The sequence below is a fragment of the Dactylosporangium cerinum genome, assembly GCF_042653625.1.
Classification (GTDB): domain Bacteria; phylum Actinomycetota; class Actinomycetes; order Mycobacteriales; family Micromonosporaceae; genus Dactylosporangium; species Dactylosporangium cerinum.
This window is the reverse complement of sequence record NZ_JBHSIU010000041.1, coordinates 221,669-246,749: the sequence shown is the minus strand read 5'-3', so window position 1 is coordinate 246,749 and position 25,081 is coordinate 221,669. Positions and strand designations below refer to the sequence as shown.

Below are 25,081 nucleotides of genomic sequence, written 5' to 3'. Positions count from 1 at the left end.
GCAAGGTCTTCCGGATCACTCCTGGCGCTGGGCGGTCCGCGCGACGACGAAGGCCGTGACGAGGGTGGCGAGGACGGCGACGGCCAGCGGCAGGGTGTCGGACATGTCGACCTGCTCGTCCGCGGCGATGAACTGCGCACCGACCGAACCGGCGGCGGCGCCGAGCAACGCACCCGCGGCGACCATGCCGCCCTTCCAGAGCACGGTGGCCGGGATCACGGTGGCCAGCACGAGCACCAGCCACCGGTCGGTGGGGTCCACGTGGAAGAACGGCTGGGCGGTCGCGGCCCAGCCGAGCAGCAGCAGGCACGCCAGCGCACCGCCGGCGATGGGCCAGGACAGCCGGGTCGGCGCCGCGCGGACCAGCAGGACCACGAGGACCAGCGCCGCGACGCCTCCCAGCACCAGCCCCGTGATGAGCTGCCAGCGCAACTCGTCCAGCAGGTCCGGGCTGGCCAGCAGGCTGACCGGGCCGGCGGCCGCGCCGACGAAGTACGCCGCCGCGCCGGCGCTGCGCCGGGCCGCGAGCAGCGGCAGCGCCCACAGCAGCACCGCAATCCCGGCGAACTCCCCGAAGATCTCCGCGACGTCATACGGGGCCACGATGTACGACCACCGCTCGAGCTGCTCGAATGCGATGAACCCGACCCCGATGGCGGCGATGCCGGCGGCGACCAGCGCGACGGTGGCCGGTCCCTTGGCCAGGTCCTGCTGCGGCGCCTCGGGGTCGCGGTCGGTGCGCAGCCGGACCACGAGCAGCACGGCGGCGACCGCCAGCAGCACCAGCACGAGCGTCAGCGGCAGCGCCTCCGTCCCCGGGGAGCTCTGGCCGAAGCCGGCGCCGACCAGCCACAGCAGCCCGCCGCCGGTCCAGGCGCCGATGACCCAACCGGCCCACGCGCGGGAGCACGCCGCGGCGTAGACGACGACGGTGCCGACGCCGATCGCCAGCTCGAACCGCGCCAGCTCGGCGGACGCGAGCATCCGGACGTAACCGGAGCCCAGCCAGAGCACGGCGGCGATCGCGGTGCCGAACGCGACACCGCCGAGCCCGATCGGCAGCAGCCGCCGGGACGTGCCGGCTCGCAGCGTGGCCTGGCAGACCAGGCCGGCGACGGCGAGCAGGGTGAGGAGCTGGAGCACGAGCAGCGGCGGGAACAGCGGGTATTCGTCGGTCCAGTCGTAGAAGCGGGAGATGAGACCGAGCGAGCCGACGATCGGCAGGAGCGCCCAGGGGGCGAGCCCGGCGATCAGGCCCAGCGCGGGCCGGGCCGCGCCGGGGCGGGCGATCAGCCACCCGCCGAGGGCCACGAGCAGGGCGAGGGCCGTGTAGTCGAAGACCGGTTCGTACCCCTCGTGGAAGATGAGCGATGCCGGGCCGTTGTCGCCGAACATGAGCGCGAACCGCAGCAGGGCGGTGACCGCGACGGCGATCCCGAGGCCCCGCACGACCGCGGCGGAGCCCAGCGGTGCCGACGCGGTGTCGGGCGGCGCCGTCGGCCCGGTGCCGAGCGGCGTCGCCGGCGGCCAGGCCGAGTCCGGCGTGGCGGGCGAAACGGGCGGTGCGGCGGCGAACGGCGCCGCGGGCGGCCACGAGGCGTCCGGCGCGGCGACCGGTGGGGCCGCGGGTGTCCACGCGGAGCCCGGGGCGGCGCCCACCGGCTGGACCGGGAACTGCGCCGCGGACGGCGAGACCGGAGCCGCGCTCACACCCGGCGACACCGGGGCAGCACTGACCGGCGGCGACATCGGGGCGGCGGTGTACTGCCCGGCGGGGGCGGCGGTGCCACTCGGCGAGACGGGGACGGCGCCCACCGGCGGCGCGATCGGGTCGGCGCTGACCGGCGCGGTGGCGAACTGACCGGCGAGCGGGGAGACAGGGGCGGCACTCGATCCCGGGTCGGCGCTGACCGGGCCGGCGGCGAACTGACCGGCGGGCGGCGGAACGGGAGCCGCGCTCACCCCCGGCGAGACTGGCGCGGCGCTGACCGGGGCGGCGGTGAATTGACCGGCGGGCGGCGGAACGGGAGTCGCACTCACCCCCGGCGAGACCGGCGCGGCGCTGATCGGCGCGGTGGTGAACGGCTCGGCCGGTGTCTGCTCCCATGGCGACGGCGGCAACGACTGCTCGAATGTCGACGGCACGTCCGGCGACGGCAACGTGTACACCGGCCCGCCCGCGCCCGCAGACCCGCCCTGCGCCGCCGGATCGCCGGTCGACGCCGGTGACACCGCCGCTGCGGGCATCGATACCGCGGCCGCTGAAGCCGCCGCCGCCGCTGAAGCCGCCGCCGCAGCAGCCGCCGAGGCCGGAGCCGCCGCCGAAAATGGAGCCGTGGCCGGAACCGCCGGTGACGCCGCGGCGGTCGCCGGGACTGCGCCCGCAGGTGACACGGGGGCAGGTGCCGGAACCGGAGCCGCCGGTGACACCGCGGCGGTCGCCGGGACCGCGCCCGCGGGGGACACGGGCGAAGGGGCCGGAATCGGCGCGGACGGCGGGGCCTGCACGATCGCCGAACCGAACGCCGCCGGTGGCGCCGTGCCGGAGCCGGCGGTCGCGGCCGCCGAGGCGATCAGGCTCCCCCCGGCCACGACCAGCTCGGGCTGCTCGATGATCGTCGGGGCGATGCCGAGGGTCCGGTGCAGCAGCGTCGCGGCGAGCGGGATCCGGCTGGACCCGCCGACGAGGAACACCCCGGCGATCCGGGAGGCGTCGACCTGCGCGGCCCGGATCGCGGCGGCCGTCGCGGTGACCGTGCGGTCCAGCAGGGGACGGGCCAGGTGCTCCAGCTGCTCCCGCCCGAGGAGCGCGTCCGCCTCGACGAGCGGCAGGAAGATCGACGTCGACGAGGAGCGGGAGAGCATCTCCTTGCCGGTGCGCACGTCGTCCCAGAAGTGCCGGGAGGACCGCCGGTCCGCCGGGGTCTCCGGGTGCGTCAGGCGGCGCCACAGGTCGCCGTTGGCCACGCCGTAGGTCGCGCCGAAGTACGCCACGATCGAGTTGTCGATGTCGAGCCCGCCGGCGTCGCGCAGGCCCTCCTCGGCCAGCACCGTGAACCCGTCGTCGGTGCGGCCGACGACCGAGGCGTCGAAGGTGCCGGCGCCGAAGTCGTACACCACCACGCACTGGCCGACCGGGACGGCGTGGCCGAGGGCCTCGACGAAGTACGCGGCGGCGGCGACCGGCTCGGCGACCATGACCGGCTCGGCCAGACCGGCCGCACGGGCGGCCTCCAGCAGCACGGCGCGGCGCCGGGGTCCCCACGACGCCGGGTAGGTCAGGGTGATCTCGCCGACCGGGGCGCCGGTGACCCGCTCCGCCTCGGTGCCGACCCGGCGCAGCACCGCTCCGATGAGCGTGGTGACCGGCAGTTCGGCGGGGCCGAGGAGGACGGAGCCGTCGTCGACGCGCAGCTTCGGATTGGGTTCGAAGGCGTCCGGGTGGGCCCGGCCGGCATGGATCGCGTCCCGGCCGACCAGGAAGGCGGCCTCGGCCGCCCGCCAGTCCACGCACACCGCCGAGGGCAGGATGGGTGTCTCGCCGAACAACAGGGGCCGGACCTGACCGTCCGGCTGGCCGATGACGGCAACGGTGCTCGACGTGCCGAAGTCGATGCCGAGTCGCACCCGATCTGCGCGCATGCCGACACCGTAATGGTCGATGCAGCACCGGTCACCGTACGAACAGCCATCGATACCGTGTGACGGGCTGAGGCTCACAGCGCGGCGAGGCCGTGCTCCAGCAGGTCGAAGGCGCGGTTGGTGGCGGCGACCGCCTCGGGGTACACCTCGTCGGTGCTGCGGCCCTTGCAGAGCTGCTCGACATTGGTCTGCATCAGCGTCGAGCGGACCGCCATGATCTGGCCGGCGGCGATGCGCGCGGTGAGCTCGTCGGTCTCCTTCCGCAGCGCCGCGGTGATGGCCTCCTCGCTGCGGTGGAAGAACATCCGGGCCCGGGGCTGCAGCGCGGGCGTGCGCAGCATGAGCAGCTGCAGCGCCCGGATCTGCGGCAGGTCGTTGAGGCCGGACACCGGGTCGCGGTTGGCGAGCAGCTCCAGGAAGTGCTCACGCAGCGCGGCGACCACGCCCGCGCCGGGCGGCCGGGTCAGGATCACCCGCGCGAAGTCCTCGATGTGCTCCTCCATCGGGCCGAACACGAGGTCTTCCTTGGTCGCGTAGTAGTTGAAGACGGTCATCTTCGACACGTTGGCGGCCGCGGCGATCTCCGCGATCGAGACCTGGTCGTAGCCGCGCTCGTCGAACAGGCGCACCGCCGCCTGCCACAGCACGCGGCGCGTCTCCAGCTTCTTGCGCTCCCGGAGGCCGGGCCCGTCGACCATGCGTTTGACCGTACCAGATATAAATCTTGACTCAACATAAAAATTGACTGAGTATAGCCAACATGACTCCGCTGCAGAAACGGCTGACCACGCTGGCCTGCCTGGTCACGATCGTGCTGGCGATCCTGGACCAGAACATCGTCTCGGCGGCGACGGTGCCGATCGTCCGCGACCTCGACCCCGAGCACGGCCTGGAGCGGTTGCCCTGGCTGATCACCAGCTATGCCCTCGCTGCCACGGCCGCGCTGCCGCTGTACGGCAAACTCTGCGACATCCACGGCGCCAGGCGGGTCTTCGCCGTCGCCGTCGGCGTCTTCCTGCTCGGCTCGGCGCTGTGCGGGATGGCGCAGACGATGGACCAGCTCATCGCGTTCCGTGGCCTGCAGGGGTTGGGCGGCGGCGGGCTGATGAGCGTCACGATGGTCGTCATCGCGCAGGTCAGCGCACCGGGCGAGCGCGGCGGTCGCGGTGGCATGGCCGGCCTCGTCGCCGGGCTCGGCATGGTCGCCGGCCCGCTGATCGGCGGCGTGCTGGTCGACTCGGGGCAGTGGCGCTGGATCTTCTACGTCAACCTGCCGCTCGGCCTCTTCGCGCTCGCCGTCGCCGCCACCGCGATGCGGCTGCCCCTGCCCGGCCGCCGGCACCGCGTCGACTATCTCGGCGCCGCGCTCGTTGCTGCCGCCGCGTCCACATTGCTGCTCCTGGCCGAGTGGGGCGGTCACCGGTACGCCTGGACGTCCGCCCCTGCCATCGCCCTCGCGGTCGGGGGCGCCGTGCTCGTCGCGCTGTTCCTGTGGCGGCAGGCCGTCGCCGCCGAACCGGTCCTGCCGCTGTCGCTGTTCCGTAACCCGACGCTGCGGGTGGCGCTGCCCATCCAGGCGTTGCTGGGCGTGGCCATGATGGCCGCAATCGTTTACGTGATGGTCTACCTGCAGGTCGTCCGCGGGATCACACCGAGCGGCGCCGGCCGGTTCCTGATCCCGGTCGCGGTCGGCATCTCCCTGTCGGGCCTGCTCGCGAACGCACTGGAGCGCCGCGGCTGGCCCGTGCGGGGCACCGTCCTGCTCGGCACCGCGACGGCGGCGCTCGGGCTCGGCCTGCTCAGCCTCGTCCACGTCGCGACGCCGACCTGGCAGATCCTCGCCGCGCTGTTCCTGTTCGGCGCCGGCGTGGGCCAGCTGCTCGGCCAGCTCATCCTGCTCTCGCAGCAGGCGGTCCCGGCCGACCAGCTGGGCGTCACCACCACCGCGATCCGCTTCGGGCAGAGCCTCGGCAGCGCCTTCGGCGCGGCGGTCTTCGGCACCGTGCTGTTGCGCGTGTACCTGGCGAACGCCCCGGCCGGCACGACGGTCGGCAGCGGCGCCCCGACCGCCCCGGCGGCGTTCGTGACGGCCATCGACACGGTGTTCCTGTGCGGCGCGGGCGTCATGACCGTCGCGTTCGTCCTCGCCCTGCTGCTGCGCGCGCCGGCGCCGGCGACTCCCGGATCTTCTGACGCCGGCGCGGCGCACCGGCCTGCACCCGCACCCGTGAGCAGCGCGTGAAGGCACCGTGGGGCGCTCTGGGAGTTCCGGGTGCACAAACCCTACAGAAGTCATGAGGGCCCGGCGGTCAATTGCGTGGCGCGGAGGCCGGCGGCGCACCATCATCGCCACGTGGGAATCGACCTGGAACTCGGTGACGTCTTTGCCGCCCGCGAGGACTTCGAGGCCTGCGAGGAGTCGGGGCGTGGCTGCGTGCACGATCCGACCTGCGCGGAGGCGTGGCGGCGCCTCCGCGACCTCGGGCCGTACGAGTTCGAAGGGTGCCGTCGATTCGGCCGGATCAACGAAATCATGGCCCTGACTGGGATGGGCTACGAGGCGGAGATCGACCAGTCCCTGTTCGGGGACGCCCGGCCCGGCGGCGACGAGGAGGCGCAGCGCCGCTGGCGGGAAGCCGACCTGCGCTGGCGGTCCCAGACAGCGCCGGGCAGGACCGGCATCCCGGCGTTCAAGCTCATGTCGAACGACCGGTGGCTGGTGAGCGTGCGCGAGATCGATGAAGCCCTGGCGGCGTACGCCCGCGTGCCGGCGGAGCAGCGCGCCGACCTGGAGACCGATGACACCTGGGTCAAGTGGCTGGCGTGGCTCGCGCTGGCCCGGGAGCGCGGCGGGTTCGAGGCGGAGTAGTCCGCCACGGACTGGTGATGTGCCCGGCGGCGGCACCCTCGGCCGCCGCCGGGACGGACTGGGTCAGGTGCGGAGCTTGCCGAGCGCGTCGGACCAGGCGACGACCTGGTCCAGCGTGGAGTTCAGGGCGTCGATCTGGTTCTGGCCGGGAGTGAGCGTCGTGAAGTTCTCGAAATCGGTGTAGAAGGACAGGGCGACCTGCGAGCGCACCGTGGCGAGCTGGAGTTCGGCGGCGATGAGCCGCAGGTGCTCCACCGCGCGGGCGGCACCGACCACGCCGTAGCCGACGAAGCCGGCGGCCTTGTTGTTCCACTCGGCGTAGAGGTAGTCGATGGCGTTCTTCAGCACCCCCGTGGTGGAGTGGTTGTACTCCGGGGTGACGAAGATGTAGCCGTCGAAGCTGTCGATGACCCGGGACCACGCCCTGGTGTGCTCGTTGGCGTACTGGCCGGCGGAGGCCGGGATGGGCTCGTCGAGGTGCGGCAACGGGTGGTCGGCGAGGTCGACGAGCTCGAACTCCGCGTCGTCGCGGCGGGCCGCGGTCTCGTGCACCCAATCGGCCACGAGCCGGCTGTACCGGCCGGGCCTGACGCTTCCGACGATGATGGCGATCCTGGTCACGTGCTGGACTCCTCACTCGATGCGCTCGATGCATTCGATGCGCTCGATCCGAAAGGCGGTGGCGGCGCCACCCGTACGGTGTGAGCGGTCCTGCAATACGCTGGATTCCCGGTCGGAAATCAGCACTATTTAGTGCGTCACGCACCTTCAGGTGCGCATTGGGGAGGAGCTGCGATGGAGGTCGTGAGCGTGTCGCCCACATGCTGGGACGACGAGCTGCGCGGGGTGGTCCGGGGGCTGCTGACCACGATCGGTGACAAGTGGACGCTGGTCGTGGTCGCCGCTCTGGTCGACAAGCGGAAGCGGTTCACGGAGCTCCAGCGGGAGATCGACGGCATCTCGCACCGGGTGCTCACCAAGACGCTGCGGGACCTGGAGCACGACGGGCTGGTGTCGCGTGAGGTGCATGCGGAGGTGCCGCCGCGGGTGGAGTACGCGCTGACCCCGCTCGGCCACACCCTGCTCGAGCCCGTCGAGGGCCTGGTCCGGTGGGTCGAGGAGCACGGCCGGACCGTCATCGAGCACCGCGCCGGCCGCCGCCACGAGGGTTCGGACGGGTCGTAAATAGGATCCGGGGATGTTCGTCATCGACGCGACCTCGGCGGTGCCGCCGTTCGAGCAGCTGCGGCTCCAGTTCGCGCAGCAGATCCAGGACCGCACGCTGCCGGTCGGGCACAAGCTGCCGACGATCCGGGGACTGGCCACCGATCTGGGGCTGGCGGTCAACACGGTCGCCCGGACCTACCGGGAGCTGGAGGAGGCGGGGCTGATCGAGACGCGGGGGCGGGCCGGCTCCTTCGTGTCGGCGGCGGGGGAGCAGGTGCGGGAGCGGGTGCGCCGCGCCGCCGCCGACTACGCGGCCGTGGTCGCGAGCGTCGGCTTCGACGCGGAGGAGGCGCTGCGGATCGCCGAGGCAGCGCTAACGGCTCGAGGGGGCCACACCGGTTGACTCGCGCACGACCAGCCGGCCGGGCTGGCGCACGACGCCGGAGTGCTGGTCGCCGTCGAGCGCGGCGAACAGGTGCCGCACCGCGGTCGCGCCGAGCTGCTCCAGGTTGAGGTCCACTGTGGTCAGTGGCGGGCGGCACTCGGTGGCGAACACCTCCCAGTTGTCGTAGCCGACCACGGCCACGTCGTCGGGGCAGGTGCGGCCGAGGTCGCGCAGGGCCTCGGTGACGCCGGAGGCGATCTGGTCGTTGCCGCAGAAGATCGCGTCGATGTCGGGGTGCGAGGCGAGCAGGCGGGACGTGGCATGCCGGCCCCAGCGCTGCGACCACTGGCCGAACAGCGGCTCGCCGACCAATGAGAGCCCCGCTGACGACAGACCGGCAGCGAAGGCGAGCGCGCGGTCGCGGGCGGCCCGGTAGCCGGGGTCGCCGGTGATGTGGGCGATGCGCCGGCGGCCCAGGGACACGAGGTGTTCGGCGGCCAGGTGGGCGCCGCCGGCGTCGTCGGCCACCACGGACAGGTCGGCCGGGTCGTCGGACTCGCAGTACGCGTACACGACCGGCACCGGGATGCTGCGGGTCAGTGACGGGCGCAGATCGTTGGCGTCGCCGAGGATGATGAAGCCGTCGACCTGCCGGGCGAGCAGCGTGCGGATGTAGTGCTGGCGGCGGATCGCGTCGCCGCGGGCGTCGCAGAGCAGCACGCTCATCTGCTCGTTGCCCAGCGCGTTCTCGGCGCCGAGCAGGACCGGGATCGCGAAGCGCGCGGCCGAGAGCTCGTCGGTGAGCAGGCCGATGGTGCGGGTGTTGCCGGAGATCAGGCCGCGGGCGAGGACGTTGGGCTGGAATGAAAGTTCCTCGGCGGCCTGCTGGACCCGGCGCCGCGTCGCCGGTGCCACCTCGTCGCGGGCGTTGAGCGCCTTGGAGGCGGTCGCAACCGAGACGCCGGCGAGCCTGGCGACGTCCGTGAGGGTGACCTGCGCGCGTTTCCTGCTCACCGGCATCCTTTCGTCGGTACCGAAAACTTTTCGGCGAGCATACACATGCGGGATTGCGTGTCACAACTGTCACCAGGTTGGGGACAACGCTGATCCGCTGAGTGAGCGCGCACAAATCGACCGTTGACACGGTGGGATCCGGCTGCCATTCTTCCGAAAAGGTTTTCGACAACAGGTGCAACGGCGAAGGAAGGCGGTGCCACGTGACGGTGGCCAGTGGAGGGCCGGTGTTCCCCTCCCGTGGGACGTTGCGGGCCGTCGACCCGCGACGGGTCCACATCACCGGCGGGTTCTGGGCGCAGCGGCAGGCGGTGAACGGCACCGCGACGATCGAGCACTGCCGCACCTGGCTGGACCGCCTCGGCTGGACCGGCAACTTCGCCACCACCGGCACCGGGACGGCGCGCCGCCGGGGCCGCGAGTTCTCCGACTCCGAGGTGTACAAGCACGTCGAGGCGATGTGCTGGGAGTCGGTGCGCCCCGGCGGCACCGACTACAGCGACCGGCTCGACGAGCTCACCGCGATGATCGCCGGGGCGCAGGCCGCCGACGGCTACCTGCACACCGCGTTCGGCCGGCCCGGCCAGCCGGAGCGGTACAGCGACCTCAACTTCGGGCACGAGCTGTACTGCGCCGGGCACCTCATCCAGGCCGGTGTCGCCGCCGCCCGCACCGGCCGGGCGCCGGGCCTGCCGGACGTGGCCCGCCGGGTCGCCGACCACATCTGCGACACGTTCAAGGACGACGACCGGATCTGCGGCCACCCGGAGATCGAGACCGCGCTCGTCGAGCTGTTCCGGGTCACCGGCGACGAACGCTACCTCGACCAGGCGGCCCGGTTCGTCGAGCGGCGCGGGCACCGCAGCCTGCCCGAGCACGAGTTCGGGTGGCGGTACTTCCAGGACGCCGTGCCGGTGCGCGCCGGCGAGGTGTTCCACGGGCACTCGGTCCGTGCGCTGTACCTCGCCGCCGGGGCCGTCGACGTGGCCGTGGAGACCGGCGACGACGCGCTGCTGGCCGCCGTGGCCGGGCAGCTCGACCGGACCCTGGCCCGGCGCACCTACATCACCGGCGGCATGGGCTCGCGGCACCTCGACGAGTCGTTCGGCGACGACTTCGCGCTGCCGCCGGACCGCGCCTACTCCGAGACGTGCGCCGGCGTCGCCACCGTCATGCTGGCGCACCGCCTGCTCCTCGCGACCGGCGACCTGCGCTACGGCGACATCGTCGACCGGGTCCTGCACAACGTGATCGCCACCGCGGTCGCCGACGACGGGCAGGCCTTCTTCTACGCCAACACCCTGCACCAGCGCACCCCCACCGAGGCGGTGCCGCCGGACCGGGAGCAGCTGCGCTTCGGCGGCGGGCCGCGCGCCCCGTGGTTCGAGGTCTCCTGCTGCCTCAACAACGTCGCCCGGCTGCTCGCATCGCTCGGCACCTACCTGGTGACCGAGGACGACGCGGGCGTGCAGGTGCACCACTACGCCCCGATGACCGTCGACGGGACGCGGCTGACCGTCGAGACCGACTACCCGGAGGGCGGCAGCGTCGTCGTCACCGCCGACCGGCCCGTCACCGTGCGGGTGCCGGCCTGGGCGCACGGCACCGCGCCGGCCCGGGACGGCGACCAGGTGCGCCTCGAACTGCCGATGAAGCCCCGCTGGACGTTCCCCGACTCCCGCGTGGACGCGACCCGTGGCTGCGCGGCCGTCGAGGTCGGTCCGGTCGTCATGTGCGCCGAATCGGTCGACCAGGAGGACGGCGTCACCCTCGACGACATCCAGGTCGACACGTCCGTCGCGCCCGAGGCAACCGCCGTCAAAGGGCGCCTGATCAATCCCGTCGAGCGCGACTGGCCGTACCAGAGCCGCAATGAGATCCCGGAACGCTCCGATCCGATCGTGGTCACCCTCGTGCCCTACCACCGCTGGGCCCGGCGCGGGCCCTCCACGATGCGGATCTGGTTGCCCGCCACCCAATGAACGCCGGCACCCCCGCCCCCCACCCGAATGGAGGTGACGCGATGCCACACCCCCGCTGGAAACTCAGGCTGGCACTCGCGTTGACGACCGTCCTGACCGGATCCACCGCCGCCGCGACCCTGGCCGCCCAACCGGCGTCCGCGGCACAGACCATCGGCTACCCCACGTTCAGCGGGCCGGCCGTGCCCGCGCCGCCGGTCGCGATGACGACCGGCAACACGATGCAGGCCATCTTCGACGCGGAGAGCGGCGGCACCGACTACTGGATGGACCGGCTGCTGGCCCGGCCCGGCAACGACCCCGCCGGCACCTGGCTGATGAGCCGCGGCCGGGGCGTGTTCATGAAGACGCACACCCCGGCGACGCTCGGCTTCGGCGGCGACGTCGCCTACTGGGAGAGCATCAACGGCCAGGGCGCGTTCACCGTCACCGCCGGCACCGGCACCTGGACCGAACAGGTGTCGCAGCGGTGGCAGGCGCCGAGCCACTGGAAGAGCGTGCACACCAACGGATCCCTGCGGATCAACCAGACGAAGTTCATCACCCAGAACAACGTCGCGGTCGACAACCTGGCGATCACCAACACCGGCACCGCGTCGCAGACGATCGCGCTGCGGGTCACCTCGCCCTACGCCACCTCCGGCAGCGGCAACGAGCTGACCGGGCAGGTGAACGTGAAGAACAACCTCACCACGCTCTACCCGCGGCTGTCCGCGGACGGGTTCACCGCCACCAGTGGCGGGCTGAACCGGTCGGTGACGATCGCGGCCGGTGCCACCGTCACGACCAAGGTGCTGCTGGGCTTCGTGGCCAACGAGATCCCGGACTCGCTGACGGAGTACAACACCTACAAGGGTTACAGCGCGGCGACTGCGTTCTCCACCCACGTGCGGGAGTACAACCGCTGGTGGGCCGTCAACGTGCCGTACCTGGACGTGCCGGAACCGGCCATCAAGAAGAACATCTACTACCGCTGGTGGCTGATGCGCTTCAACTACCTCGACGTCGACATCCCCGGGCAGGACTTCCAGTTCCCGGTGTCGGTCGAGGGCGCGCTGGGCTACAACAACGCGATCGCGCTCACCCAGCCGATGCACATCGACGACCTCAAGTACCTGCGTAACGCCGCCTACTCCTACGGCCCGTGGCTGTCCGTCGGGCAGACCTCCAAGGGCGGCAGGTTCATGGACAACCCCGGCGACCCGGAGAACTGGTCCAACAGCTACACCCAGTACATCGCCGAGGCCGCCTGGCGCAGCTACCAGATCCACGGCGGGCAGCCCGCGATCGCCGGCAACCTCGCGAAGTACGCCGAGGGCGACGTGAAGGGGCAGCTGTCCTACTACGACCACAACAACAACGGTCTCATCGAGTACGACTGGGGCGCGCTCACCGGCAACGACGCCGACGCGGTGTCCTTCCACTGGCGCTCCGGCAACATGGACCGGGCCGAGTCCGCGTATGTCTACAGTGGAGCGCTCGCCGCGGTCCAGGCGTACACGGCGATCGGCAACACCACGAAGGCCGCGGAGATGCAGGTGATCGCCGACCGCATCCGCAACGCGATCGTGTCGACGCTGTGGGACTCGACGAACAAGCTCATCGAGCACCGGCACGTGTCCACCAACGCGCTCGTGCCGTGGAAGGAGATCAACAACTACTACCCGTACTCGGTCGGCGCGATGCCCAACACCGACGAGTACAAGCAGGCGCTGCGGCTGTTCGCCGACCCCGCCGAATACCCGGTGTTCCCGTTCTTCACGGCCAACCAGAAGGACAAGGCGGCCGCCGCCGCGGCGGGCCAGCCGGGCAGCAACAACTTCTCCACCATCAACTCCACGGTGCAGTTCCGGCTGTACTCCTCGGTGCTGCGCAACTACCCGAACCAGTGGATGTCCACTGAGGACTACAAGAAGCTGCTGTACTGGAACGCCTGGGCGCAGTACATCGGCGGCAGCACCCAGTGGCCGGACGCCAACGAGTTCTGGGCCGACTGGAACGCGGGCACCAAGAACATCGACTACCGGTCCTGGATCCACCACAACATCCTCGGCAGCAGCAACTGGACCGTCATCGAGGACGTGATGGGGCTGCGGCCGCGCAACGACAACCAGGTCGAGCTGAGCCCGCTCAACATCGGCTGGCCCAACTTCGCGGCCAACAACCTGCGCTACCGCAACGCCGACCTCAGCGTCGTGTGGGACGACCCGGCCGACGGCGTGGTCAAGTACAGCGGCATCCCGCAGGGCTACTCCATCTTCGTCAACGGCACCCGCGTGGCGACCGTCGACAAGCTGGTCCGCCTGGTCTGGAACCCCGCCACCGGCGCGGTCACGTTCCCGGCCGGCGGCGGCGCGACCGTGCAGTTCAGCGCGGCCTACTCGGGCCTGCAGGCGCCGACCCAGGTGAGCCAGAGCAGCACGCAGCTGGTCGACATGTTCAACAAGGCCGGCGTCGACCTGACCTCGACCCTGCCGAACTACGCGCAGGGCGTCGCCACCACCGCGTCCTACACCGCGAGCGGCACGGCCGGCGCGAACGCGGTCGACGGGTTCCCCATCAACGAACCGCTGTGGGGCACCTATGGCTCGCCGAACGCCACCGACTGGCTGGAGCTCAACCTCGGGCAGGCCCGCTCCGTGGACGAGGTGCGGCTGTGGTTCCGCAACGACCGGGCCACCAACCGCTACCGGCAGCCCAGCTCGTACACCGTCCAGTACTACAACGGCAGCGCCTGGGTGAACGTGGCTTCCGCGGTGAAGACGCCGGGCACGCCACGGGCCAACTACAACGTCGTCAACTTCACCGGGGTCAACACGACCCGGCTGCGGGTGCAGGTCACCCACGCGTCGGGCTTCAAGACCGGCCTGACCGAGGTGAAGGTCTACAACCGCGGCGGCACGGTGCCACCACCGACGGGCGGCGGCAACCTCGCGACGAGCGCCACCCCGAGCGCGTCGTACACCTCGGCGTGGGAGAGCGTCGCCGCGCTCAACGACGGTATCGACCCGCCGAGCTCCAACGACACGGTCAACCCGCGCTGGGGCACCTGGCCCAACACGGGCGAGCAGTGGGGCCTGCTGACCTGGTCGACCGCGCAGACGCTGAACTCGGCCGACGTCTACTTCTTCGACGACAACGGCGGGGTGCGGCTGCCCGCCTCGTGGAAACTGCAGTACTGGAACGGCACCGCCTACGTGGACGTCGCCGGCGCCTCGGGCTACCCGCTCGGGATCAACCAGTACAACCACGTGACGTTCACGGCGGTGAGCACCACGAGGCTGCGGGTGCTGCTGCAGAGCGGCACGGCGTCGGTCGGGCTCCTCGAAGTCAAAGCGTTCGGTCCCTGACCTTTGAAGTCCCTGACCTTTTGAAAGAGGTCCTCAGGACATGCATTCCGTTCGAAGGCCCCCGGCGATGCGGGACGTCGCCCACCTCGCCGGGGTGTCCCACCAGACCGTGTCCCGGGTGGTCAACGACCACCCGAGCGTCCGGTCCGAGACCCGGGCCAGGGTCCTGGCCGCGATGCGGGCGCTGGACTACCAGCCCAACGTCGCGGCCAGGACCCTCGCCACCAACCGGTCGCAGACCGTCGGCCTGGTCACCTTCGACACCACGCTGTTCGGGCCGTCGTTCATGGTCCACGCCATCGAACGCGCGGCCCGGGAAGCCGGCTACTTCGTCAGCATCGCGAGCGCCAGGGAGCTGAACGTGCCCTCCGTCACCGAAGCGATCCGCCGGCTGCGGGAACAGGCGGTCGAGGGGATCATCACCCTCGCCCCGGTCGCCGCGGCCTGGACGGCGCTGGGCCGCTCGCTGCTGGACGTGCCGGCGCACGTCCCGATCGTCGGCATGGGCATCGACGTGCACGCGATGCCCGAGGTGCCGATGGTCGCCGTCGACAACGCCGCCGGCGCCGGGCTCGCCACCCGGCACCTGATCGCCCTCGGCCACCGCACCGTGCACCACGTGGCCGGGCCGCCCGAATGGCCGGAGGCCCGCGAGCGGATGGCCGGCTGGCAGGCCGCGCTCGAGGCGGCCGGGCTGCCGGTGCCACGGGCGCTGCCCGGCGACTGGAGCGCGCGGTCCGGCTACGCCGCCGGCCGCGCGCTCGCCGCGGACCCGGCGGTCACCGCCGTGTTCTGCGGCAACGACCAGATGGCGATCGGCGTGCTGCGCGCCATGCACGAGGCCGGGCGGGCCGTGCCCGGCGCGGTCAGCGTCGTCGGGTTCGACGACATGCCGGAGGCGCCGTACCTGCAGCCTCCCCTGACCACCGTCCGGCAGGACTTCGCCGAACTCGGCCGGCGCAGCATGCACCTGCTCGTCACCCAGATCGCGACGGGCGTGCGGCAGACCGGGCAGCACCGGTCCGCCCCCGACCTCGTCGTGCGTGAAAGCACTTCCGCTCTTGCTTTTTGATAGCGCTCACAAACAATGAGTCCAGGAAGGGAACGACCTTGAACCGTTTACTGAGCGGCACCGTCGCCGCCACCCTGCTGCTGGCGCTCGGCGCCTGCGGATCGGACGAGTCGCCGGCGGCGACCGGTGAGGCCGCGGACAGCGGCGCCACCCTCACCCTGTGGACCCGGGCCGCCACCGAGTCCGTGTCGAAGGCCTACGCCGCCGCCTACAACGCCACCCACAAGAACCAGGTCCAGGTCACCGCATACCCGAACGAGGAGTACCCGGCGAAGCTCGCCTCCGCCGCCGGCGCCAAGGCACTGCCGGACCTGTTCGCCTCCGACGTCGTCTTCGCCCCGCAGTACGCGTCGCAGGGCCTGTGGCTGGACATCACCGACAAGTTCAACGCGCTGCCGGTCAAGGACAAGGTCGCCCCCGCGCACGTGCGCAACGGCACCTGGAACAAGAAGAACTACGCGGTGCCGCACACCATCGACATGTCGGTGATGCTCTACAACAAGGATCTGTTCACCAAGGCCGGCCTCGACCCGGAGAAGCCGCCGAAGACGCTGACCGAGTTCGCCGCCGCCGCCCGCGCCGTCGACAAGCTCGGCGGGGACATCAACGGCACCTACTTCGGCGGCAACTGCGGCGGCTGCAACGTCTTCACCCTCTGGCCGTCGGTGTGGGCCGCGGGCGGCGACGTGATGAACGCCGAGGGCACCGCGTCGACGATCGACTCGAAGGAGATGGCGGAGGTCTTCGCGCTGTACCGCAAGCTCTACGAGGAGGGCGTCGCCGCGCCCGCGTCCAAGGACGAGGCCGGCCCGACCTGGCTCGGCGCGCTGCAGAGCGGCAAGATCGGCATCGCCCCGGCGCCGTCGGCGTGGCTCGGCATCATCGAGGAGAAGGCCGCGTTCAAGGTCGGCATCGCGCCGATCAGCGGCATCAACGGGGGCGAGTCGACGTTCGTGGGCGGCGACTCGATCGGCATCGGCGCGACCAGCAAGCACGCGGCGCAGGCCTGGGACTTCCTGGCCTGGACGCTCGGCGACGAGGCGCAGGTCGAGGTCGTGGCGAAGGGCAAGGGCGTGCCGACGCGCACCGACCTGGCCGCGAACAAGTACTCCTCGGCCGACCCGCGGGTCGTCACCATCAACAACCTGATGGGCAAGGGCAAGACGCCGTACGCGAAGAACTTCAACGCCACCTACAACGACCCGCAGAGCCCGTGGAACACCGCGTTCCGCGGTGCGTTGTTCGGCGACGCGCAGAAGTCCCTCGGTGACGGTGCCACCGCCCTCACCGCCTCCCTGAAGAAGTAGCCCCTCGGCCTGCCCCTGGCAGCAGGGGCAGGCCAGCAAACGGAGAGATGATGACGTTGCTGGCGCCAGCGCGACCGACGGTCCTGCCGTCGGCGCCACCGCGAAGGAAACGCAACAAGCATTGGATCGGCGCCCTCTACGCCGCGCCGACCGCGTTCGTGGTGGGCATGTTCTTCGTCGTGCCGCTCGGGCTGGTCGTGTGGATGTCCCTGCACCACTGGCCGCTGCTCGGTGCGCCGTCCTTGAACGTTCCGGAGAACTACGCCGGGCTCGGCGACGACGAGCTGCTGCGCACCGCCGTGTGGTTCACCCTCAAGTACACGGTCGTGGTGACGGTCCTGCTGTTCGCGCTGTCCTTCGGGCTGGCGCTCATGGTCCAGCACCGCCGGCGCGGGGTCGGGCTGCTGCGCACCGCGTTCTTCCTGCCCGCCGCGGTCGGCTTCGCCAGCGCGTCGCTGCTGTTCCTCGGCCTGCTCAGCGACGAGATCGGCCCGGTCAACGACCTGCTGGCCGGGGACGCCTACGTGTCCTGGACCAGCGGCAGCCCGAACACGGCGCTCGGGTCCGCGGTCGTGCTGGTGCTGTGGCGCTTCGCCGGGTTCAACATGCTGATCCTGCTCACCGGCCTGCAGGCGATCCCGCTGGACGTCTACGAGGCGGCCCGGCTGGACGGGGCGACCCGCTTCCAGATCTTCCGCCGGATCACGGTGCCGCTCATGCGCCCGACCATCGCGCTCGTGCTGACCCTCATGATCACCGGTTCGCTGCTCGCCTTCGACCAGTTCTGGATCCTCACCCGCGGCGGGCCCGACAACAGCACCACGTCGCTGGTGATGGTCATCTACCGGGAGGCCTTCATCGAGCTGGACCTCGGCTCCGCGGCGGCGATCTCGGTGGTCCTGCTCGGGGTGCTCGTCGTGTTCAACGCCATCCAGCTCGGCGTGCTGCGCCGCCGATCGCAGTAGGGGAGCCGTTGTGAAGCTGCGTTCAACGACGTTCGGCGTGACCGGCGCCGCGCTCGCCATCCTGTTCCTGTTCCCGCTGCTGTGGAGCGCCTGGGCGTCGGTGCGCACCCCGACCGGCTTCGGCCTGGAGAACTACCGGCGGCTGTTCACCTCCGACAACGGCATCCGGGTCGAGCACGTCGTCAACAGCCTCACCGTGTGCGCGCTCACCGTGGGCGGCACGCTGCTGGTCGCCACCCTCGGCGGCTACGCCTTCGGCCGGTTCAGCTTCCCCGGCAAGAACGCCCTGTTCCTGCTCACCCTCGCGATCCTGATGGTGCCCTACGCGACCATCCTCATCGCCCTCTACGTGCTGCTGGAGTGGATCGGCCTGCAGGACTCGCTGCTCGGGCTCAGCCTGGTGCTCATCATGTTCCAGCTGCCGTTCTCGATCTTCATGATGCGCAACGCGTTCGAGGCGATCCCGAAGGAACTGGAGGAGTCCGCGCTCATCGACGGGTGCACCAGCTTCGGCGCGCTCACCCGCATCATGCTGCACGCGGTGCGGCCCGGCCTGATCACCGTCGGGCTGTTCGCCTTCCTCACCTCGTGGAGCGAGTTCTTCGCCCCGCTGATCCTGCTCAACTCCACGAGCAAGTTCACCGTCATGCTCGCGGTGGTCAACATGCGCACCGCGTCGTTCGGCGCAATCGACTACGCGGCGCTCGAGGCCGGCGTCACGTTCATGGCGGTGCCCTGCCTGCTGCTCTTCCTCGTCCTGCAACGCAGCTACGTCCGGGGCTTCATGTCGGGCGCACTGCGCGGCTGAACGTCGGTTCCACCTGAGCGGACCGTCCACCTGGGACGGTCCGCGGACACCCCATACCCTCGGGAGGCACCATGTCCTCACCACCGGTGACCCGCCGCACCGTGCTGCGGACCACCGCCGTGGCCGGCGCCGCTACTGCCGTCGCGCCGCTGCTGATGTCCGGAGAAGCCGCCGCCGCCAGACCCGACACCGGCGTCTCGGCCTACGCGTTCCCACTCACCGCAGTCCAGCTGCTCAGCAGCCCGTTCAGCGCCGCCGCCGGGCGCATCCACTCCTACCTGCTGTTCCTGGACAACGACCGGCTGCTGCACACGTTCCGCCTCAACGTGGGCCTGTCCTCGTCCGCCACCCCCTGCGGCGGGTGGGAGTCCCCGACGACCGAGCTGCGCGGGCACTCCACCGGCCACATCCTGTCCGCGCTCGCCCAGGCCTACGCCAGCACCGGCAACACCGCCTTCAAGACCAAGGGCGACCAGCTCGTCACCGTCCTCGCCCAGTGCCAGTCCCGGGCCGCCACCGCGGGCTACAACACCGGCTACCTCAGCGCCTTCCCGGAGAGTTTCATCGACCGGGTCGAGGCTCGCCAGGCCGTCTGGGCGCCCTACTACACGCTGCACAAGCTCTTCGCCGGCCTGCTCGACATGCACCTGCTGGCCGGCAACGCCCAGGCGCTGACCGTGCTCACCGGCATGGCAGCGTGGGTCAAGTTCCGCAACGACCGGCTGACCCAGACCCAGCGGCAGAACATGCTCGACACCGAGTTCGGCGGGATGAACGAGGTCCTCACCAACCTCTACCAGCTGACCGGCAACGCCGCGCACCTGGCCGCAGCGCAGCAGTTCGACCACGCCGAGATCTTCGACCCCCTGGCCGCGAACACCGACAACCTGAACAACTACCACGCCAACACCCAGATCCCGAAGATCATCGGCGCGATCCGCGAATACCACGCGACCGGCACCACCCGGTACCGCGACATCGCCGTCAACTTCTGGGACATCGTTACCCGGCGGCACACGTATGCGATCGGCGGCAACTCCAACGGCGAGTACTTCAAGGCACCGGACCGCATCGCCAGCGAACTGTCCGACACGACCGCCGAGTGCTGCAACTCCCACAACATGCTGAAGCTGACCCGGCAGCTGTTCTTCACCGACCCGTCCAGGGTGGACTACCTCGACTACTACGAGAAGGCGCTCTACAACCACATCCTGGCCTCGCAGGACCCGAACTCCGCGCACGGCTTCCAGTGCTACTACGTGCCGTTGCGGGCCGGCGGCATCAAGACCTACAGCAACGACTACAACAGTTTCGTCTGCTGCCACGGCACCGGCATGGAGAGCAACACCAAGTTCGGCGACAGCATCTACTTCCACGACGGCGCGAGCACCCTGTACGTCAACCTGTTCATCCCGTCGGTGCTGACCTGGTCCGCGCGCGGCGTCACGATCCGGCAGGAGACCGGGTTCCCGGAGACCGCCGCGACGAAGCTGACGGTCACCGGCTCCGGCACGTTCACGGTGAAGGTGCGGATTCCTTCGTGGGCCAGCGGTGCCGCTGTCCGCATCAACGGAACCGTTTTCGTGAGTCCGGCGCCCGGCACGTTCGCCACGATCAACCGCACCTGGGCCTCGGGCGACGTGGTCGACCTGACGCTGCCGATGGCGCTGACCCGCGAGGCCGCGAACGACAACAGCAGCGTCCAGGCGGTGAAGGTCGGCCCGATCGTGCTCGGCGGACTGTTCGGCACCAACAATCTCAGTGCCCTGCCGGTGCTGAACCCGTCGACGCTGACCCCGACGTCGACCCCGCTGCAGTACACCGCCGGCGGCGTCACCCTCCAGCCCTTCTACAAGGTGCACGGCCAGCGCTACAGCGTCTACTGGTCGGTCAACAGCACCCCGCCGCTGCCGCTGTTCGTCGCGCACTACCTGTTCGACGGCAACGGCAACGACGCCACCGGCAACGGCCGCACCGCCACGGCCGTCAACGGCACCTACGTCACGGGCCGCACCGGCAGCGCCGTGAACCTCAACGGCTCAAACGGTTACGTGGCGCTGCCGTCGGGCATCCTGTCCGGCGCCACGAACTTCTCCGTCGCGCTCTGGGTCCGGGTGGACGTGCTCGCGAACTGGGCCCGCGTCTTCGATTTCGGCAGCGGCACCGGCGTCAACATGTTCCTCACGGCGCGATCCGGTTCCGGCACGGCCCGCTTCGCCATCACCGCCACAGGGGCCGGCGGCGAACAGCGCATCGACGCGCCCACGGCCCTGCCCGCCGGGGCGTGGACGCACGTCGCGGTCACCCGCAACGGCAATCTCGGCGTGCTCTACGTCAACGGCGCCGAGGTCGCCCGCAACACCGGGCTGACGCTCAGCCCGGCCAACCTGGGCGCCACCACCCAGAACTGGGTCGGCCGCTCCCAGTACGCCGACCCGTACCTCGACGGGGCGGTCGACAGCCTCCGCATCTACAGCCGCGCGTTGACCGCCACCGAGGTCGCGGACTTCGCCTCCAACGGGACCTGAGGGGTTTTGATGCTGCATCGACACGTTGTGCTCGCCCTGCTCGTCGCGGTGGGCGTCCCGATCCTCGCCCCACCGGCGGCCTCGGCCGCGCCCGTCACCTTCACCAGCACCGTCGTCAACCGCTCCAGCAGCCAGTGCGCCAACGTCCCGGGCGGCGCACCCACCAACGTGCTGCAGTTGGTCCAGGCCACCTGCAACGGCGCCACCAGCCAGAACTTCACCTTCGTGCCGGTGGCCAACACCACCGGCACCTACACCGTCAACACGCTCACCTCGGGATCCTGCATCGACGTGACCGGCCGCTCCACCGCGGACAACGCGACGATCATCCAGTACACCTGCAACGGCCAGACCAACCAGCAGTTCCGGCTGTCAGCGGTAACGATTTCGGGCGTCACCAACACGTTCAACCTCGTCGGTGTCCAGTCCGGTAAGTGCATCGCCGCGGGTTCCGCCGGACTGGTGCAGCTGACCTGCTCGACCGCCTCGGACCGGGTCTGGCGGCTGCCGTCCTACAACGGCGGCACGACCACGCGGACCTTCGCCAACCCGCTCGACCCGCAGGGCCCGGACCCGTGGCTCACCTACTACAGCGGCTACTACTACCTGGCGTCCACCACCTGGAACCGCACGATCACGATGCGGAAGAGCACCACCCTCGGCGGCCTCGCCACCGCGCCGGAAACCGTCATCTTCAACCTGACCCGGCCCAACGGCGCGGGCACCATGTGGGCACCCGAGTTCCACCTGCTGAACGGTCCCAACGGGCAGCGGTGGTACTTCTACTACACGGCCGGCGCCGAGCCGTACAACCTCGGCACGCAACGCATCCACGTCCTGGAAAGTGCCGGGCTCGACCCGATGGGCCCCTACACGTTCAAGGCCGACCTGCTCGACCCGACGGCTGACAACACCTGGGAGCTCGACCCGAGCATCCTGCAGCTCAACGGGCAGCTGTACCTGCTCGGCACCTTCTACAACGGCTCCCAGCCGATGTTCATCCGACCGCTGAGCAATCCGTGGACGGCCAGCGGCACCCGCCGCATCCTGTCCACGCCCACCTACAGCTGGGAGACGGTCGGCGGCGCCGTCAACGAGGGCGCCGAGGTCCTGCAGCGCGGTGGAAAGACCTTCATCATCTACTCGGCCAGCCACTGCTCGACCCCGGACTACAAGCTCGGCATGCTCACCTGGAACGGCGGCGACCCGCTCAGCTCGTCGTCGTGGGTGAAGTCCCCGAACCCGGTGTTCCAGCGCTCCAACGCCAACTCGGTCTACGCCCCCGGCCACAACGGCTTCTTCAAGTCGCCCGACGGCACCGAGGACTGGATCGTGTACCACGCCAACAGCTCCACCAGCGGCGGCTGCGACATGAACCGCAGCACCCGCGCCCAGAAGTTCACCTGGAACGCCGACGGCACCCCGAACTTCGGCGTCCCGGTCGCCCTCGGCACGCAACTCGCCGTCCCCTCCGGCGAGCCCGCCTCCTGATCCTGCACCGGTGCGCCCGGAGCTTCCGGGCGCACCGGTCAGACCGGCAGCGCCCCCTTGCCCAGCCCCTTGATCGAGGCGCGGACCTTCTTGCCCGGGCTCAGCAGGGCGAAGCAGCGCTCGTGCCGCTCACCGGACTCCCATTGCAACTTGTCGAGCCTGTCCCAGGTGATGCCCAGCTCGGCGCGGGAGTCGAGCTGGGCATCGGTCAGGCCGACGAACTTGGCCACGGCGGCCCAGCAAGCGTCGCTCGACCAGTCGTGCAGCAGCTTGTCGTCGGGCAACGGCCCGGCGTTGCCGACCCCCACCTGGATGGCGCCGACGAACTCGGCCTCGTGCGGCTGCGCGCAGTCGATCGGGGTCAGCGCCTGCAGCCGGTCCCACCAGCCGTCCTTGTCCTTCGTGCCGTTGACGTCCAGGCAGTGCATCGCCTTCGGCGCGTTCCCGGCGAGGGAGCCCTTCAGCGAGCTGGTGGACAGGGCGGTCACGCCGTAGGCGCTGCTCAACGAGTACACCGAGCAGACGTACGACCGCAGCCCACCCGTCCAGGGCGTCCGGTTCGGCCACTGCACGTTGATGCCCAGCATGCCGGTGTGCCAGTCGCCGCCGACGTAGTCGCTGGCCGCCTTGCCGCAGGCGGTGTACGCCGCCTGGTACGCCTCGCCGGCCGCGGCCGGCGGCTCGGACGTCTGCGCGGCGTTGCCCTCGACGGTGCCGACGAGGACCACCTCGAGCGTGTGCCCGCGCTCGCACTCGATCTGGGTGCCCTTCAGCGACGACGGGTTGAACGTCTCCTTCGCCGTGCTCTCCAGGCACATCCCGACGCTGGGCAGGTCGAACCTCGGCGCCGCGAGGACCTGCCAGTCGTCGACCAGGTTGCCGTCGGTGCCTTTGGCTCGCTGAGCGCACCCGGCCACCCCGAGCAGGACCCCGACGAGCACAGCGGCAACCGCCGCCCGGACAGGCGTCATCATCGTTTCCCGTTTCCCCCGTGGACCTCCACCTGACAGTGGAGGCCATGACTGTCTGCTGCGCGGGTCCCGTTGTCAACGTCCTTACGGCCGTCCTTTGCCTGCCGACTTCGTCACACCTCCAGGTCGGCGGCCGGCATCCGGTACACCTTCGAGTCGCGCAGCTGGAACCCCAGCCGCTCGTACAGCCGGTTCGCCGCCACCCGCGAAGGCCGCGACGTCAGGTCGACGGTCCGGGCGCCCTCGGCCCGGGCCAGCCGGACGGCCTCCTGGGTCAGGGCCACCCCCACACCCTGACCCCGCGCCGCCTCGTCGACGACCACGTCCTCGATCCAGGCCCGCAGCCCGGTCGGGATCGGGAACACCACGAGCGTCAACGCACCGACGATGGGCCCGTCCACCCGGGCGATCAGCTGGCGATTGCCCGGCCACGCGAGCAGCGCCCGCAACGCCTCCGTGTCGAGGGGTTCGGCAGAGCGTGACAGCTGCGGCAGCAACCGGCCGAACGCCTGCAACACCTCGTCGGTAGCTTCCCGTACAACCTCGACGGCAACTCCCATGCGCGCGACTCTATCCATGCGCCGGGTTCCCGCCGCGGCCCGCCACGTCAGTCCGCGTCCAGGGGAAGCCACGACGGCACCTGCGTCTGGAACTCCGAACGGGCGAAGGTCAGGTGGGCGGTGCCGGCGCCCAGCAGGCCGCCGCTCGGGTGGGCGTCACGCGGTGCCTCTTCTCGTCGTGAGGTACTGGAAGACGGCGGCGCGGAGCTCGCCGATCGGCCGGGTGCCGTCGAGGACCAGGTCCGCGTGCTGCCGGGCAGGCGCGATGTGCCGGACGTACGCGGCGTGCCCGTGCTCGAGGTGCCCCCGCAGGACCAGGCCGGCGTCGCGGCCCTCACCGATCTTGCGCAGCGTCTTGCGGGCGATGCTGATGTCGGCGGGCGTGTCGAGGAAGACCGTCCACCGGGCTGTGGCGCGCACCGCGTCCAGGGTGAGAGCGAAGATGCCCTCCACGACGACCAGGTCGGCGTCCCAGCAGGCGGCGAGGCGGTGCCGGACCAGGGCGATGTCGATCGAGGCCGGGTCGCTGAAATTGACGACACGGCCGGGGCCGTCGTAGCGGGGCAGGCTCGGGGCCTGGTCGGGATCGGTGTGATAGCAGTCGTCGAGACTGACGATCGGCGCGTCCAGGGCGGCGGCGAGGGTGCTCTTGCCGGACCCGGCGGCACCGGCGATGACGAGGACCGGAGGCACCTGGTGACTATCTCAGCAGTACAGTCCCGGCACGACCTTGGGAGGGACGACATGGCGGAGGACGCCCGCAAGAGACTCGCCGTCTGGCGGATCGTGGTGCTGGTGGGGCTGGTCGGCAACATGGCCGGGATCCTCAGTGACGTGCCGATCCTGACGCTGATCTTCGCGCCGGTGACGATCGTCGGGGCGATCGGGCTGCTGATCACCAACAACAAGGTGAAGCAGGCCGGGCGGAGGCGGTAGCGGCAGGCAACCGGTTGTGGGGCGCCGTACGTGT

The 25,081-nt window shown here is 70.7% G+C and carries 20 protein-coding genes; 13 read left to right on the top strand and 7 right to left on the bottom strand.

What is annotated here, in order from left to right:
- Positions 1–15: 15 nt before the first annotated feature.
- Both ACFPIJ_RS30150 and ACFPIJ_RS30145 read right to left on the bottom strand, forming a co-directional pair.
- On the bottom strand, positions 16–3,642 hold the full coding sequence (locus tag ACFPIJ_RS30150; protein ID WP_380119824.1) for an Hsp70 family protein: 3,627 nt from the start codon (positions 3,640–3,642) through the stop codon (positions 16–18).
- Positions 3,643–3,716: 74 nt separating this feature from the next.
- Positions 3,717–4,340, bottom strand: a complete 624-nt coding sequence (locus tag ACFPIJ_RS30145; RefSeq protein WP_380119822.1) for a TetR/AcrR family transcriptional regulator — start codon at positions 4,338–4,340, stop codon at positions 3,717–3,719.
- Between the two features lie 62 nt (positions 4,341–4,402).
- Here ACFPIJ_RS30145 and ACFPIJ_RS30140 point away from each other — a divergent pair, with 62 nt between their 5' ends.
- Positions 4,403–5,884: an MFS transporter gene (locus ACFPIJ_RS30140; protein WP_380119820.1), complete on the top strand. Its 1,482-nt coding sequence runs from the start codon at positions 4,403–4,405 to the stop codon at positions 5,882–5,884.
- Between the two features lie 111 nt (positions 5,885–5,995).
- Positions 5,996–6,511: a hypothetical protein gene (locus ACFPIJ_RS30135; protein WP_380119818.1), complete on the top strand. Its 516-nt coding sequence runs from the start codon at positions 5,996–5,998 to the stop codon at positions 6,509–6,511.
- 63 nt (positions 6,512–6,574) lie between these two features.
- On the opposite strand, the gene ACFPIJ_RS30130 is transcribed toward ACFPIJ_RS30135, so the two are convergent.
- A complete protein-coding gene (locus ACFPIJ_RS30130) occupies positions 6,575–7,132 on the bottom strand; it encodes an NADPH-dependent FMN reductase (RefSeq protein ID WP_380119816.1) in 558 nt (185 codons plus the stop codon).
- Positions 7,133–7,306: 174 nt separating this feature from the next.
- Here ACFPIJ_RS30130 and ACFPIJ_RS30125 point away from each other — a divergent pair, with 174 nt between their 5' ends.
- Both ACFPIJ_RS30125 and ACFPIJ_RS30120 read left to right on the top strand, forming a co-directional pair.
- Positions 7,307–7,696, top strand: coding sequence for a winged helix-turn-helix transcriptional regulator (locus tag ACFPIJ_RS30125; RefSeq protein ID WP_380119814.1), 390 nt, complete (start codon positions 7,307–7,309; stop codon positions 7,694–7,696).
- Between the two features lie 13 nt (positions 7,697–7,709).
- Complete coding sequence (locus tag ACFPIJ_RS30120; RefSeq protein ID WP_380119812.1) at positions 7,710–8,081, top strand: GntR family transcriptional regulator; 372 nt, start codon at positions 7,710–7,712, stop codon at positions 8,079–8,081.
- Here the strand turns inward: ACFPIJ_RS30120 and ACFPIJ_RS30115 are convergent.
- Entirely contained in the window at positions 8,052–9,083 is a 1,032-nt protein-coding gene (locus tag ACFPIJ_RS30115) for a LacI family DNA-binding transcriptional regulator (RefSeq protein WP_380119810.1), read from the bottom strand. The genes ACFPIJ_RS30120 and ACFPIJ_RS30115 overlap by 30 nt on opposite strands.
- A gap of 221 nt (positions 9,084–9,304) precedes the next feature.
- On the opposite strand from ACFPIJ_RS30115, the gene ACFPIJ_RS30110 reads away from it, so the two are divergent.
- From ACFPIJ_RS30110 to ACFPIJ_RS30075, 8 genes are all read left to right on the top strand, one after another.
- Positions 9,305–11,059 carry a glycoside hydrolase family 127 protein gene (locus ACFPIJ_RS30110; RefSeq protein WP_380119808.1) on the top strand — a complete coding sequence of 585 codons (1,755 nt, stop codon included), beginning with the start codon at positions 9,305–9,307 and terminating at the stop codon, positions 11,057–11,059.
- 41 nt (positions 11,060–11,100) lie between these two features.
- Positions 11,101–14,409, top strand: a complete 3,309-nt coding sequence (locus ACFPIJ_RS30105) for a discoidin domain-containing protein (RefSeq protein WP_380119806.1) — start codon at positions 11,101–11,103, stop codon at positions 14,407–14,409.
- A gap of 40 nt (positions 14,410–14,449) precedes the next feature.
- Complete coding sequence (locus ACFPIJ_RS30100; RefSeq protein WP_380119804.1) at positions 14,450–15,481, top strand: LacI family DNA-binding transcriptional regulator; 1,032 nt, start codon at positions 14,450–14,452, stop codon at positions 15,479–15,481.
- A 38-nt stretch (positions 15,482–15,519) separates the two neighbouring features.
- The gene (locus ACFPIJ_RS30095; protein WP_380119802.1) at positions 15,520–16,788 is read left to right on the top strand and encodes an ABC transporter substrate-binding protein; all 1,269 of its coding nucleotides are present in this window, start codon (positions 15,520–15,522) and stop codon (positions 16,786–16,788) included.
- A 50-nt stretch (positions 16,789–16,838) separates the two neighbouring features.
- Positions 16,839–17,753 (top strand): carbohydrate ABC transporter permease, encoded by a 915-nt coding sequence (locus ACFPIJ_RS30090; protein WP_380119800.1) that lies wholly within the window; start codon positions 16,839–16,841, stop codon positions 17,751–17,753.
- 10 nt (positions 17,754–17,763) lie between these two features.
- The gene (locus ACFPIJ_RS30085; protein ID WP_380119798.1) at positions 17,764–18,561 is read left to right on the top strand and encodes a carbohydrate ABC transporter permease; all 798 of its coding nucleotides are present in this window, start codon (positions 17,764–17,766) and stop codon (positions 18,559–18,561) included.
- A 71-nt stretch (positions 18,562–18,632) separates the two neighbouring features.
- Positions 18,633–21,089 (top strand): glycoside hydrolase family 127 protein, encoded by a 2,457-nt coding sequence (locus tag ACFPIJ_RS30080; RefSeq protein WP_380119796.1) that lies wholly within the window; start codon positions 18,633–18,635, stop codon positions 21,087–21,089.
- A gap of 9 nt (positions 21,090–21,098) precedes the next feature.
- On the top strand, positions 21,099–22,580 hold the full coding sequence (locus tag ACFPIJ_RS30075) for a family 43 glycosylhydrolase (protein WP_380119795.1): 1,482 nt from the start codon (positions 21,099–21,101) through the stop codon (positions 22,578–22,580).
- Between the two features lie 38 nt (positions 22,581–22,618).
- Here the strand turns inward: ACFPIJ_RS30075 and ACFPIJ_RS30070 are convergent, their stop codons facing one another.
- The 3 genes from ACFPIJ_RS30070 to ACFPIJ_RS30060 all read right to left on the bottom strand — a co-directional run bounded on the left by ACFPIJ_RS30070 (position 22,619) and on the right by ACFPIJ_RS30060 (position 24,804).
- A complete protein-coding gene (locus ACFPIJ_RS30070) occupies positions 22,619–23,554 on the bottom strand; it encodes a septum formation family protein (RefSeq protein WP_380119793.1) in 936 nt (311 codons plus the stop codon).
- 110 nt (positions 23,555–23,664) lie between these two features.
- Positions 23,665–24,129: a GNAT family N-acetyltransferase gene (locus ACFPIJ_RS30065; RefSeq protein ID WP_380119791.1), complete on the bottom strand. Its 465-nt coding sequence runs from the start codon at positions 24,127–24,129 to the stop codon at positions 23,665–23,667.
- Between the two features lie 138 nt (positions 24,130–24,267).
- Positions 24,268–24,804 (bottom strand): uridine kinase family protein, encoded by a 537-nt coding sequence (locus ACFPIJ_RS30060; protein WP_380119789.1) that lies wholly within the window; start codon positions 24,802–24,804, stop codon positions 24,268–24,270.
- Positions 24,805–24,855: 51 nt separating this feature from the next.
- Between ACFPIJ_RS30060 and ACFPIJ_RS30055 the strand changes: the two genes are divergently transcribed.
- A complete protein-coding gene (locus ACFPIJ_RS30055) occupies positions 24,856–25,047 on the top strand; it encodes a hypothetical protein (protein WP_380119787.1) in 192 nt (63 codons plus the stop codon).
- Positions 25,048–25,081 lie beyond the last annotated feature (34 nt).